This is a genomic window from Arthrobacter sp. 05T442 (genome assembly GCF_056395945.1).
Genome location: NZ_JBFTKM010000004.1, coordinates 252,798 through 267,607 on the forward strand (window position 1 = coordinate 252,798; position 14,810 = coordinate 267,607).

At 69.4% G+C, this 14,810-nt stretch carries 8 protein-coding genes; all 8 read left to right on the forward strand.

Annotation, left to right across the window (positions count from 1 at the left end; translation table 11 throughout):
• The first annotated feature begins 66 nt into the window (after nt 1–66).
• The 8 genes from AC1DES_RS07115 (at nt 67) to AC1DES_RS07150 (ending at nt 14,604) form a co-directional block, all read left to right on the forward strand.
• Entirely contained in the window at nt 67–1,401 is a 1,335-nt protein-coding gene (locus AC1DES_RS07115) for a DUF58 domain-containing protein (RefSeq protein ID WP_476894981.1), read from the forward strand.
• Complete coding sequence (locus tag AC1DES_RS07120) at nt 1,398–3,914, forward strand: transglutaminase-like domain-containing protein (protein WP_476894982.1); 2,517 nt, start codon at nt 1,398–1,400, stop codon at nt 3,912–3,914. Before AC1DES_RS07115 ends, AC1DES_RS07120 begins: the two co-directional genes overlap by 4 nt.
• Nucleotides 3,915–4,102: 188 nt before the next feature.
• Entirely contained in the window at nt 4,103–5,272 is a 1,170-nt protein-coding gene (locus tag AC1DES_RS07125) for an RDD family protein (protein ID WP_476894983.1), read from the forward strand.
• Nucleotides 5,269–6,285, forward strand: coding sequence for a PP2C family protein-serine/threonine phosphatase (locus tag AC1DES_RS07130; RefSeq protein WP_476894984.1), 1,017 nt, complete (start codon nt 5,269–5,271; stop codon nt 6,283–6,285). The genes AC1DES_RS07125 and AC1DES_RS07130 overlap by 4 nt, the downstream gene beginning before the upstream one ends.
• Nucleotides 6,272–7,768: an FHA domain-containing protein gene (locus AC1DES_RS07135; RefSeq protein ID WP_476894985.1), complete on the forward strand. Its 1,497-nt coding sequence runs from the start codon at nt 6,272–6,274 to the stop codon at nt 7,766–7,768. The genes AC1DES_RS07130 and AC1DES_RS07135 overlap by 14 nt, the downstream gene beginning before the upstream one ends.
• Nucleotides 7,765–9,426: a serine/threonine-protein kinase gene (locus tag AC1DES_RS07140; protein WP_476894986.1), complete on the forward strand. Its 1,662-nt coding sequence runs from the start codon at nt 7,765–7,767 to the stop codon at nt 9,424–9,426. The genes AC1DES_RS07135 and AC1DES_RS07140 overlap by 4 nt, the downstream gene beginning before the upstream one ends.
• A gap of 22 nt (nt 9,427–9,448) precedes the next feature.
• Nucleotides 9,449–10,153, forward strand: a complete 705-nt coding sequence (locus AC1DES_RS07145) for a hypothetical protein (RefSeq protein ID WP_476894987.1) — start codon at nt 9,449–9,451, stop codon at nt 10,151–10,153.
• Nucleotides 10,150–14,604 carry an FtsK/SpoIIIE domain-containing protein gene (locus AC1DES_RS07150; RefSeq protein ID WP_476894988.1) on the forward strand — a complete coding sequence of 1,485 codons (4,455 nt, stop codon included), beginning with the start codon at nt 10,150–10,152 and terminating at the stop codon, nt 14,602–14,604. Before AC1DES_RS07145 ends, AC1DES_RS07150 begins: the two co-directional genes overlap by 4 nt.
• Nucleotides 14,605–14,810 lie beyond the last annotated feature (206 nt).

A 14,810-nucleotide genomic window follows, 5' to 3' on the forward strand; every position in this document is an offset into this window, starting at 1 on the left:
CCCGGCCGGAACAGCTCCACCGGCACCGCGTTACCCACGACACCCAGCACGAACAAAGGCACCCATATGTCCACCAGCACGGCGCTGACCCGGCTTGCTGAACGCCTGCAACGGCCCCTTCGCCGGGACGGCAATCGCGCCCGGCTGCGCCCCGCCTCGCTCTGGTCGGAGGCCGGCAGCACCGCCGGGCTCATGCTGGCGCCGGCATGGCGGTCCGTCAGGGTGCTCTGGCTCACGTACGCATGGCGGCCGGTGCTGTCGGTGGTCAGCGTCCTGGGCTGGTCCGTCCTCGCGGCGTCGATCCTGCTGTGGACCCTGGGCCAGGCGTTCGGCTGGCAGGAAGCCAAGGCCGCCGCGATCGCCGCCTCCGTGCTGTTCGTCCTCGCCATCGGATTCATTCTGGGCCGCTCTTCGTACGGTGTGGTGCTGGACCTCGCCCGCACCCGGGTGGCGGTGGGAGAGTCCGCCGTCGGAAGCATCGCCGTCTCCAACACCTCGGCCCGGCCGTTGCTGCCCGCGGACCTGGAGCTGCCTGTCGGGGGCAACACCGCAGTGTTCCGCCTGCCCCGGATGAAGCCGCAACAGGTCCACGAGGACCTGTTCACCATTCCCACCGCGCGCCGTGCGGTGATTGTGGTGGGCCCGGTCCGCTCCGTCCGCGCCGACCCGCTGCACCTTCTCCGCCGCCAGGTCCTGTGGACCGGGCCGGAGGACCTCTTCGTGCACCCGAAGACCGTGGCGCTGGCCGGCTCGGCCGCCGGCTTCATCCGTGACCTCGAGGGCATGCCCACCGCCGAGCTCTCCAGCGCGGACGTGTCCTTCCACGCCCTGCGCGACTACGTCCCGGGCGACGACCGGCGGCACATCCACTGGAAGACCACGGCGCGGACCAATAAGCTCATGGTCCGCCAGTTCGAGGAAACCCGCCGCGCCCACCTCGCCATCTCGCTCTCCATCAACACGGACGAGTACGCCTCCGATGCGGAGTTTGAACTCGCCATCTCCGCCGCCGCCTCGATCGGCAGGCAGGCGATCCGTGACCAGCGCGACCTCGACGTCCTGACCCAGAAAGGGCCGCTGCGCTGCGAGACCGGCCGCAACATGCTCGATGATATGACCAGGATCGTCGGCGCACCGCTGCGCAAGTCCGCCGTCGACCTCGCCCGCACCCTCGCGGACACCGTCCCCAACGCTTCCGTGGTGTTCTTCGTGGTGGGCAGGCACGTGACACCCACCCAGCTGCGCTCGGCGTCGGCTTCGGTGCCGCCGGGCGTCCGCAGCATCGCCGTCCGGATCGAATCCGGCGCCGCCCCGGCCCGGGCAAACATCGGGGACCTCACCGTGCTGACGCTCGGCGATCTCGCGGACCTGGCGAACGTCCTGCGGAAGGCGGCAGCATGAGCAGGCGCAAACAGCGGCCCCCGGCCCAGGGGTTCCTGGACGGCCGGCCGATGTGGCACATTGCCCTAGACGCTTTGGCCCTCACGGTCCTGCTGGGGCTGGGCGTCCTGGGCTTCAGCCTCAGCTTCGGCGGCGACCCGTACTATCTGATCGCGGGATTCGGCGGAATCATCCTGGGGCTCGCCCTCGCCGCCGCCAACGCGCACTTCCGCCTCGGCCTGCTCATCACGACAGCCCTGGCCCTGGCCGGCTACCTCGTGTTCGGCACCGCCCTGGCCGTCCCGGACGCCTCCGTCGCCGGAGTCGTGCCGACGCCGGACGCGGTGCGCACGTTGCTGGTGGGCGTGGTGTTCGCCTGGAAGGACATGCTCACCGTCGGTGTGCCTGTGGGCACGGCCGGCGGCACCCTGATCGTGCCGTTCCTGAGCTCGCTCCTCACCGCACTCGCGGCCGGGCTGCTGGCCTGGCGGCTCAAGAGCCCGTACTGGCCGCTGCTGCCCGTGCTGGTGCTGTTTGTCACAGGCATCGCCTTCAGCACGAGCGCAGGCTTCCTCACGGTGGAACGCGGCATCTCGCTCACCGTGGTCGGCATCGCCTGGGCCACCTTCCGCCGCGACGCGCTCCGGCGCGGCGATACCGGCAAGATCTCCGTCAACCGTCCGGAGACGGACCACGGTACGGCCCGGGGCGCCACCGTCCGCCGGCTCGGCACCGCCGCCGCCCTGATCGCTGCCGCCGTCTCGATCACCGCCGTCGCCTCCCCGCTGGTCACTGCAAGCGACGACCGGCGCGTCCTGCGCAATGCGATCGTGCCGCCGTTCGACCCCAAGGACTACGTCACCCCGCTTGCAAGCTTCCGCAATTTCGTGAAGGACAAAAAAGACGACAACCTCTTCGTCGTGAAGGGGCTGCCCAAGGATTCCCGCGTCCGGCTCGCCGCCCTCGATTCCTTCAACGGCACCAACTACGCGATGGACCCTAACGGTTCGGGCAACTTCAGCAAGGTCGGCGACGCGAAGTCCCTCAACACCCTGGCGGACTCCACGGGGATCGTGCCCACCAAAACCTACGCCCTCGACATCACGATCGATGGCTATCAGGGCTACTTCGTGCCCGGCGGCAGCAAGTCGACCGGGTTCAGCTTCACCCGCGACGGATCAGGCGCCGCCTCTGGGCTGTACTTCAACGCCGGAACAGACACTGCCGTGACCACCAAAGGCGTCTCCAAGGGCGATTCCTACCAGGTCCAGGTGGCCGAACCGGCCAAGCTGGAGCACGGGCAGCTGACCCAGTATGACTTCGCGAAGATGGCCCTTCCGGACCCGGCCGAAGTTCCGCCGGTCGTTGGCTCCCAGGCCAACGACCTCGCCGCCGATGCGCCAACGGCGATCGACCGCGTCCGCCAGATCGAAGCGCATTTCCAGAAGCAGGGCGCCTTCAGCAACGGACTGATCGCCGACGGCCAGCTGCCCAGCGTCTCCGGTCACAGCTCGGCGCGCATCCGGAACCTGCTCACCGCCAAGCAAATGCTCGGCGACGACGAACAATACTCTGTGGCAATGTCCCTCATGCTGCGCAACTTGGGAATCCCGTCCCGCGTCGTGATGGGTTTCTACCCGGATCCGAAGAGCCCGGAAAACGGCGCCGGGGAGGTCAAGATCACCGGCAAGGACGTCCACGCGTGGGTGGAAGTGGCTTTCGACCGGGTGGGATGGGTGTCCTTTGACCCCACCCCGCCCAAGGACAATGTGCCGATACCGCCGGATCCGGAGAACAAGTCCAAGCCAAAGCCACAGGTGCTCCAGCCGCCGCCCCCGCCGCAGGAGCCCGCGGACCTGCCGCCTGACTCCTCGCCGGATGCCCTCGATGCCGACCAGAAGAAGAACAACCCCTGGCTGTTCTGGGGTCCCGTCCTGAGCGCCATCGGCGTCGCCCTTGTCCCGCTCGCAATCCTGGCGCTGCCTCTCCTGGTCATTGCGCTGCTGAAGTCCCGCCGCCGGAAGGCCCGGTTCACCGAAGGCCACCCCGCACAACGCGTCGGAGGCGGCTGGAGCGAGGTCCTGTCCCTGGCGACGGACCTGGGCGCGGGCGTAGACAGCCGCGCCACGAGGCGCGAGTCCGCCGTCGTGCTGGCGGGGGCTTTCCCGGCCGCGGAAGGGACAACCACCCTGCTGGCCCGCCGCGCCGACGCGGCGATCTTCGGAGCCGGCCAGCCGAGCGAGGACGACGTCCGGCAGTACTGGGAAATCGTGGACGGCTCGCTGCAGGAGATGACCGGAGACCTGGGCTTCTGGGGGCGCCAGCGGGTGCGATTCTCACCCCGCTCGCTCCTGTCTGAGGGCCGCAGCGTCCTCAGGCGGCGCGGGCTCGCCGGGGTCCTTCCCCGCCGGAACCGGCCGCCCACCGGCCTCCCCCCGGCCGGCGCCCCCGCCGGTACAGTGGAGACCGGTCCGAACGCGGGTCCCGATCAGGACCCGAAGACACCCTCCAGGAAGAGCCGTAACGAGCCATGACCGACGACGCCGAGCACTGCCCGCGCTGTCAGCAGCCCGTCCGCCGGGGAGCTGCCTATTGCACGTCCTGTGCTGCGCCGCTCAACAACCGTTCCGCCCGGAGCCCGCGGAACGCCAGGGGGATCCCGGGTAGTATCCCCCTAACGCAAGGCCCCGCCGCGGGCCACGAACAAGGGGGAGGTCCCCGCATGCCGGTCACGCTTGACCTGGTTCCGGCCGACGCCGGAAAACGGCTGGGAGCGGCCGTGCTGGACTGGCTGGCGCCCTTCGTGGTCCTGACCGTGCTGTCGTTCCTGGCGTTCGCCGGCACCCCAACCTCCAGCCGCGGCTACATCACCCATGACGCGCCCCCGCTGGTGCTCCTGGGCAGCATCGCGGGGGGCTTCACCCTCGCCTACATCGTGGTGCTCATGGCCGTCGAGGCCCGTTCCGGCAACACGATCGGTAACCGGCTGATGGGCATCCGCAGCACGGACCCGGACGGCTTTGCACCGGGCGCAGGAGCTGTCTTCCTCCGCGGCCTCGTCACGGGCGCCGGGGTGCTCGTTGCCATCCTCGCCGCCGTCGTGGTGGTCTGGTTCCAGTGGTTTGGCGTGGGCGTGTTGATTCTTGCTCCGCTTGCCCTTTTAGGCGCGGGCTGGGCAATCCTCGTGGAGGTCTCCAGTACCTGGGACCGCAACGGCAAGCGTCAGGGCTGGCATGATGCCGCCGCCAAGACCCTTGCTTTCGATGTGAAGGCCGGCCGCAACCCCGTCACCACCGGCGGCATCGCGGGACCGTACCGATTCGCGCCCCTTGACCTGCCGCCCGTGCAACAGGTTGCGTCCCCGTTGGCGCGGGCTGCGGACGCGGAGGCCGCCCCCGTGCTGCCTGGACCCGCACTGCCCGGGCCTGTTGTCGGAGCGCCCGCGCCGGTGTCCTTCCAGCCGGTGTCCTTCCAGCAGGCCTCCGGCGGCCCGGCCGCCCACCCCGACGACGACCTCGACCGCACCCAGGTCCGCGGGAACACCCAGGCGCCCGTCACCGTGGCCATGCTGCGTATCCTGCTCGACGACGGCCGTGATATCCAGCTCGAACGCGCCGTCCTGCTGGGCCGCAATCCCGCGGGCCGCGACGGGGAAGAGTCCGTTCAATTGATTTCGCTCGCGGATCCGGGCCGCTCCATCTCCAAGACCCACCTCCACCTCCGCGCCGGCAATGGGGGAGTCTGGGTCACGGACCGCAATTCCACCAACGGCAGCGCCGTGACCACCCCGGACGGCATCCGCGCCCCCCTTGCAGCGGGGGAGCCCACCCACGTCCGACCCGGTTCCACCGTCCACTTCGGTGACCGCTCCTTCTACCTAGGACAGGCATGAACTCCCAACCGGACGCAGTTCCGCCCCCCGCCCCAACAGCCGCTTCCGGCGACGCCGCAGCCGCCGCGTCCACCGCCGCGCTGCCATCAGCTGCTTCCGGCGGCACCTACAGCCTGCGGCTGACCTGCGGTTACGGCACCGACCGTGGCCTGCGCCGCGAGATGAACGAGGACTCCTTCATCGCAGCTGACCCCGTGTTCGCCGTCGCGGACGGCATGGGCGGCCATGAGGCCGGCGAGATCGCCAGCGGCATCTGCGTGCGCACGCTCGCTGGAATTCCCCAGCTCGCCAGCGGGCGGCGGAATGCCTCGGCGGGCATCGTCCAGGAGTACCTGCTCAGGGCGGACGAGGGCATCCGCGAGGCCACGGGATCCCGCGCGGGGACCACGCTCTCCGGCGTCGTCGTCGTGGAACAGCTGGGAGTCCCGTACTGGCTCGTCCTGAACATCGGTGACTCCCGCACGTACAGGCTCGGCCAGGGCACCCTCAGCCAGGTCAGCGTTGACCACTCCGAGGTACAGGAACTGGTCGACGCGGGCCAGATCACCCAGGCCGAGGCGGCGGTGCACCCGCGCCGGCACGTGGTGACGCGGGCCCTCGGCACCGGGGACGAGGCAGAGGCCGACTACTGGCTCCTGCCCATCGAGGAGGGCGACCGGATACTCGTGTGCTCCGACGGGCTCAACGGGGAACTGGATGACGAACAGATCGCCGGAATCCTGGCCTCCGAGGCGGATCCGCAGGCGGCCGTTGACGGACTGATCCAGGCGGCCCTGCGCAGCGGCGGCCGCGACAACGTCACCTGCATCGTCGTGGATGCCTCCAACGTGACGGACGACGACGGCGGCGCCCGGACCGCACCGCGCACCGCGGCAGCGGCGGAAGACGAGGACACCCTGCCCCGGACCGACGTCCTCCCGCCCGCCCCCGACGGAAACAAACTCCCCGCGCCCGGCGTGCGGGCAGAAGATGCGGCCAAGCACGGTGAGGATCCCGCTCATGGTGCCGAATAATCCGCCGCCGGACAGCCTCGTGCCGAACAAGACCGCGGCCGCCTTCCGGTACGCGCCGGGAACATGGCTGGGCGTGGTCCGCTCGGGAACCGCGGTGCTGCTGCGCCCGGACACTGAGCCCTCGCTCGTCCAATCCCTGTGGGAGCTCCTGGCCACCGAACCTGAAGTGCATGAGGTCCTGGACGCCGTGACGTCCGCCTCAGGCGGATCGCTGTCACGGCTGCCGTGGTTTGGCATCGTGGACGTCCGCGGACCCCTGCGCGTGTTCCTGCGCGGTGAGATCGACCTGCAAGCCCGGCAGGCGGGCCGCGACCTCGAAGTCAGCGGCCGCGACGTGACGACGTGGACGGAACGGCGGATCACCAAGCCGGAGTCCTTCAGCCTGGTCATCCCGCCGGAAACCGGCACCACCGCCGGTGAGCCGAGCAACGCGCTGGAACTGCCGCTGGGCGACGGCGTCGTCCTGTTGCAGGGGCTGCGCGCTGATCTGACGGGCGCGGAGGCGGAAATCGCGGCGGACCCAAGAGACCAACGGGTGTCGGCCGACACGGTCCTGGCACTGCCGGAGCAGGATCAGGCGCTCCCCGCAGCACCGGAACCGGCTGAGCCCGAGCACACCAGCAATTACGACCACCTCTGGGAACAGACGGTCATGCGGAAGATCGAAGACGCCGCGGTGCGGGAAGACCCGGACGCCGGGCCGGAACCTGCCACCGCGGCAACCGGCGCGGTCCCGCTTCAGGAGACGCCCGGCGCATTGGCCGCAAAGCCCGCAGCGGAGACGCCGGGGGCAACTGCCGCAGCACCCCTCCCGCCGACGGTCCCCGTCCAGGCCGCTACCCCCGTCCCGCCGGCCCTCACCGGACTGATCGATTCCGTGCCGTGGATCACCGGCGGAAATCCCCCGTCGCCGGCCCCGCCCTCGTCGGTGGACGCGGACCACGACGGCCAGACGATCATGAAGGGCGATCTCGTCGCCGCCAAGCCGCCGAACGCAGCCGCACCGGCGAAGGACAACCGGGCCGGCCCCATGGTCCTGGCCCGGGTGTGCGCGCAAGGCCACGCGAATCCGCCGACGTGCGCCCAGTGCGGCCTCTGCGGCCTTGACTTGCCCGGGGACGGCGTCCAGGTCCGCCGCCCGCGGCTCGGCCGCATGCGGCTGTCCACCGGGGAACTGATCGACCTGGACCAGTCACTCGTCGTCGGGCGCCAGCCATCAGTGTCCCGCGTGCAGGGTTCCGTCATGCCCAAGCTGGTCCAGGTCACGAGCCCCGGCGGCGATATCTCGCGCTCGCATGTCGAGGTCCGGCTCGAAGGATGGCACGTCATGCTGTGCGACCTCAAGGCAACCAACGGCACCGTCCTGGTGCGCGAAGGGCAGGCACCTCGACGGCTGGCCCAGGGCGAACTGGCGATCCTGCTGGACGGGGACATCGCCGACCTCGGTGACGGCGTGTCCCTGCGGTTCGAGGAGATCCCGTGACGTCCAAGCGACCCGTAGCCCCGCCGCCTGTCATCCCGGGCTATGCCTATGTCAGCCTGCTCGGCTCCGGCGGGTTTTCCGACGTCTACCTCTACGAACAGGACAGGCCGCGCCGCAAAGTTGCCGTCAAAGTGCTGCTGTCCGACCTGAAGACCGAAGGTTCCCGCCGCCGCTTCGAATCCGAAGCCAACCTGATGGCGCAACTATCCTCGCACCCGTACATCGTGACGATCTTCGAAGCCGAGGTCACCGACGCCGGACACTCCTACCTGGCGATGGAGTACTGCTCCCGCCCCAGCCTCGACGTCCGTTACCGCCGGCAGCGCTTCAGCGTGGACGAGGTCCTGGCCGTCGGCATCCAGGTTGCCTCTGCCGTTGAGACGGCGCACCGGGCCGGAATCGCCCACCGTGACATCAAGCCGGCGAACATCCTGGTCACCGACTACAACAGGCCGGCGCTGACCGACTTCGGCATTTCGGGGACCCTGGCCGGGGACGCTGACGATGACGCCGGAATGTCGATCCCGTGGTCCCCGCCGGAACAGTTCACCGACCGGCAGGTGAACGGCGTGCTCGTGGACGTGTGGGCGCTCGGCGCCACCCTCTACACCCTGCTCGCCGGCCGGTCCCCGTTCGTGCTTCCGGGGGCCGACAACTCCCAGCGCGAGCTGATCTCCCGCATCACCGCCATGCCGGTGCCGAAGCTGGGGCGGGCCGACGTTCCGGAATCCCTGGAACTTGCATTGTCGACGGCGATGGCCAAGTCGGCGTCCTCCCGGTACTCGTCCGCGCATGCCTTTGCCTTGGCGTTGCAGCGGATCCAGGCCGAACTCAACCTGTCCGTGACACCGTTCGAGGTCCTGGAAGAACCCCGTGCGGAGGAATCCCACCCGGACGACGGCTTCGAAGAGACCCGTGTCCGCAGCGTCGCCTCCATCGACCCGGACGCGACCGGCCCTGCCGCGACCTTTCCGGTCCGGGGCCCGCACGGCGATCCCGTCGATGACTCGACGACGTTCAACCAGGCGCCCTCCGCCGGTGTGCCACTGGCCGCGGGCGGGGTCACCGGTGGGACATTCCAGCGGCCCGCGCTGCCCGGCTTCGACGCGCCCGGCCTGCCGGCCGCCGTGGGGGAAGCCAATGATCTCGCGGCCACCGTCAACCGCCCAGGCACAGCATCGGCATCCGGCGCGGCAGGGGATACCGCGGGGGAACGGCCGGCCGGCCACGGCCGCCGGAACCTGCTGCTGTCCATCGTCGGCGGAACTGTGCTGGTGACCGCCGCCGTGCTCGGAATCGTGGCAGGCACCGCACGCCCGGACCCCGTTGTGAAGCCCACCGCCCAGGCCAGCAAGGCACCGGCGGACGCACTGGACAACGGAACCGTCCCGGACGTCGCGGGGCTGGCGGGGAAGCCCGGACCCACCGGAAAAGTGACCTTCACCTGGAAGAACCCGCAGCCGAAAGCCGGGGACACCTACAAGTGGCGCGTCCACGCGCTGAAGGGCAACGGACCGTATCAGACGGCCAAGTCGGCGACCGCGCAGGTCCCAGTGAACCCGGACGAGCCAAGCTGCATCCAGGTGATGATCGTCCGGGCTGACGGGGCCGCTTCGCCGCTGGGCGAGGACTCAATCGCATGTGTCGCTAAGAAATAGCGTCCTAAGGAAGGCACTGACAATGGGGGATCTGGCAATAGATTTCTGTGGTGAATGGTACGAGCCCGCGGACGGGGACACCTTCGGCATCGGCCGGGAAGGCGACCTTGCGGTCGATGACAACCCGTACCTGCACCGGCAGTTCCTGCAGGTGGCGCGCTACGACGGGATCTGGTGGCTCAGCAACGTGGGCAGCATGCTGTCCGCGACCATCGCGGATTCCTCCGGCGGCATGCAGGCCTGGCTCTCCCCGGGGGCCAGGATTCCACTCGTGTTCAGCCACACCAACGTCATCTTCACTGCCGGCCCCACCACCTATGAGTTCGCCGTGCACCTGCGGACGCCCGCGTTCCGGCAGCAGGCCCGCGACGACGACGGCGGCGGGGACACGACGATCGGTCCGGTGGTCTTCACCGACTCCCAGCGGGCCCTTATCGTTGCCCTCGCAGAACCGGTCCTGCGCCGCGAAGGCACCGGCTTCAGCACCATTCCCTCCTCGGCCGTGGCCGCCAAAACCTTGGGCTGGGCCCTGACGCGGTTCAACAGAAAGCTGGACAACGTGTGCGACAAACTGGACAAAGTGGGGGTCGCCGGGCTCCGCGGCGGTGGCGGAAAGCTCGCCACCAACCGCCGGGCGCGCCTGGTCGAGCACGCCGTCACGTCGCAGCTCGTGACTGCCGCTGACCTTCCCTTGCTCGAAAAGATGCGGGGAGTCGAAGACGCATGAGAATCCGACTGACGCTACGCCGCGACCCGGCCGACGCCAAGGACCTCGCCGTCACCGTGGACGGCCTCGCCACCGTGGCGGACGTCGCGACCCAGCTGTGGACCGCCGACCCCGCACGGCGGGGCACGCCGCCGCCGTCGAACCTGACACTGACCATCGAGGAGGCCCTGGCCGCCGGCGGCCTTACGGGCAGCGTCCTGGACGGCAAGGACAACCTGCTCGAATCAGGCCTGAGATCGGGCTCGATCGTCGCCCTGACGCAGCTCAGCGAGCAGTTCGCGGTTCCCGGCGCGAACCGGGGACCCGCTGCGGCAACGCTGCGCGTCCTCAGCGGCCCCGACGCCGGACGCGAGTTCCCCCTGCCCTCGGGGACCAGCTATATCGGCCGTGACCGCGACGCCGACATCCGGCTCGCCGACCCGCTCACCTCCAAACGGCACGCCCGCATCACCGTCGGGGAGACTGTGGAGATCGTTGACACGAATTCCGCCAACGGCCTCCTCATGGACGGATTGCCTGTCACCCGGGCAACACTGAACTCCTCGGACACTGTGACGCTGGGCGAGACCACCGTGGCCGTCGTTTCGCTCGGCGGCCACCACGGCTCGGCCCCGAGCTCGCCGCTCATCGAGTTCAACCGCTCGCCGCGGGTGCTGCCACGCTTTGAACCGCACAAACGCGTCCCTCCCGCGGGACCCAAGCGGCAGGACCACCACCCGTTCCCGTACATCATGCTGCTGGCGCCGCTGATGATGGGCGCCATCCTCTTCGCCGTGACCCAGAACCTGCTGTCGATGGTGTTCATGCTGATGATGCCGCTGTTTATCGTCGGCCACTACGTGGACCAGAAGCAGCAAACCAAGCGGGAACGGAAGGAGCAGGTCAAGCAGTTCCGCGAAGCGATGGCGGCGTTCCGGCTCGACATCACGGACCTGCAGAACGTGGAACGCTCCGTCCGGCTGCAGGAGTCACCCTCGGTCAGCGACACCGTTGACTCGATCTACCAGCTCGGCCCGCTCCTGTGGACCCACCGGCCGGAGCATACCGGTTTCCTGGGCCTGCGGTTAGGCCTCGGCACCGCCCCGTCCCGCATCCAATTCGACGAACCGGGCAGCAACGACACCGACGCCGAATACATGCAGGTTATCCAGGAATCCCTGGCACGGTTCGGGGACATCGAAGGCGTCCCGATCGTCTCGCAGCTGCGGTCCGCCGGATCCCTCGGGCTCGCCGGCGCCCGCGGCCTCGTGGACGACGTCGCGCGCGGCATGGTCATCCAGCTCGTCGGCCTGCACTCACCCGCGGAAGTGGTCCTGGCCGCCATCACCTCCGCCCGGTCGAAGGGACGCTGGCAGTGGCTGCAATGGCTGCCCCACGTGGGCTCCGGCCACAGCCCCCTGGCCGGCGACCACCTCGCCGCGGGACCGGCCGGGGGATCGGCCTTGTTGTCCCGCCTTGAGGACCTGATCGACCAGCGCGAGGCCGGCGCCCAGACGCCGCGCCCGGCCCTGCGTCCCGGCTTGGGCCCGGACGCCGCGGAACTGGCGGAGCCGCAGCTGCCGGCCGTACTGGTGGTGGTCGAGGATGACGCACCGGTGGACCGCGGCCGGCTCACCCGGATCCTGGAACGCGGCCCGGACTCCGGCGTGCACGTCCTGTGGGTGGCCGCCTCCGTCCAGCAACTCCCGGCCGCGTGCCGGGACTTCATGGCGGTCGACGGAGACCATGGCACCACCACGGGCCAGGTCCGGCTGGGGCGGCACACGTTCCCGGTCAGCTGTGAAAGCCTTGAGGCCGGGCTCGCCGCCCAGCTCGCCAGGATGCTCTCCCCGGTGGTCGACGTCGGCAAGCCGCTGGAGGACGACTCCGACCTTCCCCGCGCCGTGTCCTACGCGACGCTGATCGGGAAGGACTTCCTGGACAACCCGGCAGCCGTGGCGGAGCGCTGGACCGAGAACAATTCCGTCCACGCCAGCGCCGTCCCAAACCGCAAGGACCAGGGCACGCTCCGTGCCCTGGTCGGGTCCAAGGGGATCGAACCGCTCTACCTGGACCTCAAGAACGAGGGTCCGCACGCCCTCGTCGGCGGCACCACCGGTGCCGGAAAGTCCGAGTTCCTGCAGTCCTGGGTGATGGGCATGGCCGCGGCCTACAGCCCGGACCGGGTAAGTTTCCTGTTTGTCGACTACAAAGGCGGAGCGGCGTTCGCGGACTGCCTGAAGCTGCCGCACACCGTCGGACTGGTCACGGACCTCTCCCAGCATCTGGTCCGCCGCGCCCTGACATCCCTCCGGGCCGAACTGCACTACCGGGAGCGCCTGCTGAACCGGAAGAAGGCCAAGGACCTGCTGGAACTCCAACGTGAGGCAGACCCAGACGCGCCTCCGTACCTGATCATCATCGTGGATGAGTTCGCGGCCCTCGCCACCGAAGTGCCCGAGTTCGTCGACGGCGTCGTGGACGTCGCGGCCCGCGGCCGCTCCCTGGGCCTGCACCTGATCCTGGCCACGCAACGCCCGGCCGGAGTCATCAAGGAAAGCCTCCGCGCCAACACCAACCTCCGGGTGGCCCTGCGCATGGCAGACGAGGACGATGCCACGGACATCCTCGGCGTACCCGCCGCGGCTTACTTCGACCCGGCGATCCCGGGACGCGGAGCGGCCAAGACCGGTCCGGGCCGGATCCAGGGCTTCCAGACCGGCTACGCGGGCGGCTGGACCACCGGGAAACCGCAGCGGCCGCAGATCGAGATCGTCGAGATGGCGTTCGGTTCGGGCCCGGTCTGGACGGCCCCGGTCTCCGAGACCCAGGCCAGGGAGGAACCGGCCGGCCCCAACGACATCGCCAGGATGACGGCCAACATCGTCAAGGCCGCCGAGGTCCTCGCCATCGAGCCGCCGCGGAAGCCCTGGCTGGACGAACTCGCCACGACCTACGACTTCTCCCGGCTGCCCAACCCCCGCACGGATGAACGCCTTCTCCTCGGGGTCGCCGACAACCCCGCCCACCAGGACCAGCCCACGGTGTTCTACGAGCCGGACCGTGACGGCAACATGGCCATCTACGGCACTGGCGGCTCCGGAAAATCCGCGGCGCTGCGCGGAATCGCCATCGCGGCCGCCGTCACCCCGCGTGGCGGCCCCGTTCACGTCTACGGCATCGACTGCGGCTCCTCGGGGCTGAAGATGCTCGACGGGCTCCCTCACGTCGGGGAGATCATCAACGGCGACGACGTCGAACGCGTGGGCCGGCTGCTGCGATGGCTGCGCGAGCTCGCAGACGACCGCTCGGCACGGTACGCAGAAGTCCGTGCCTCGACCATCGTGGAGTACCGCACGCTCGCCAGCCAGCCGGAGGAGAAGCGGATCTTCGTGCTCGTGGACGGCATGTCCGGCTTCCGCGAGGCGTACGAATACAGCAAGCTCTCGGCCCTCTGGGACATCTTCCTGCAGCTCGCCACCGACGGGCGGCCGCTCGGCATCCACCTAGTGGTCAGCGGGGACCGGCCCAACTCCATGCCGGCGTCGCTCCTGGCCTCGATCCAGCGGCGCCTGGTGCTGCGGCTCTCTTCCGAAGACGATTACATGTCCCTGGACGTGCCCAAAGACGTCCTGGGCCAGGCCTCGCCTCCGGGCCGCGGCCTGCTGGGCAACGTCGAGGTGCAGCTGGCCGTGCTCGGCGGCAACTCCAACCTCGCTGTGCAGGCCCGCGAAGTGAACAAGCTCAGCGAAGCCATGCTGCGCCAGGGCGTCGCGCGCGCGCCGAAGATTGAACGGCTTCCGGACCAGATCGACCTCGACGTCCTGCCCGCCGGCAGCCCGGACCTGCCGGTGATCGGCGTCGATGACGAGACGCTCCAGCCCGCCGAAATCCTGGCGAAGGGCCCGCTGCTGCTCGCCGGACCCCCCGGCTCGGGCCGCACCGTGGCGCTGGTGACCCTGGCGTATGCGCTGCGCCGTTCCAACCCGGGCATCGAACTGATCTATCTCGGCTCCCGGCGCTCCGCCGCCGCGGCCTTGAAGATCTGGGACCGCTCCCTGGTAGGCGCGGACGACGTCGGGGAAGCGATTGACGAGCTCGTGGATTACTCCACGGGGACTCCGGGCAAGCTGGCCATCTTCGTCGAGGGACTCACGGACTTCACCGACACCCTGGCCGAACCCGGCATTGAAAGGCTCGTCACGGCCTCCATCAAGGCCGAGCAGTGGGTGGTGGGCGAGTCCGAGACGTCCACGTGGTCCTCGGCCTGGTCCCTCGCGCAGCCGTTCAAGTCCGGCCGCCGCGGGCTCCTGCTCAACCCCGGCGACATCGACGGCGACAGCCTGCTCAGCACCTCCCTTGGCCGGATCAGCACGGACTTCGTCCCCGGCCGCGGCTACATCGTGGGCCGCGGCAAGGTCCGCAAGCTCCAGATGGCCCTTCCTCCCGAGAACCGGAACGACTCCCGCTGAGCTCTCCGTTGCTGCCGTTCCGAGCCGTCAGAACGGCAACAACTGCCAGCTCATCCCGGATGGGCAGGGGTGCCCATCGACACTTTTTTGCCGGGCACGGTAGCTTGGGGGCAATGGATCTTCCGGAGACGCCGGAGGCCGCTGGGGATGCCGACCTCGTTCGGGTCCGTTGACATTGAAGGAGTTATCGAATGGCTATTTGGGGT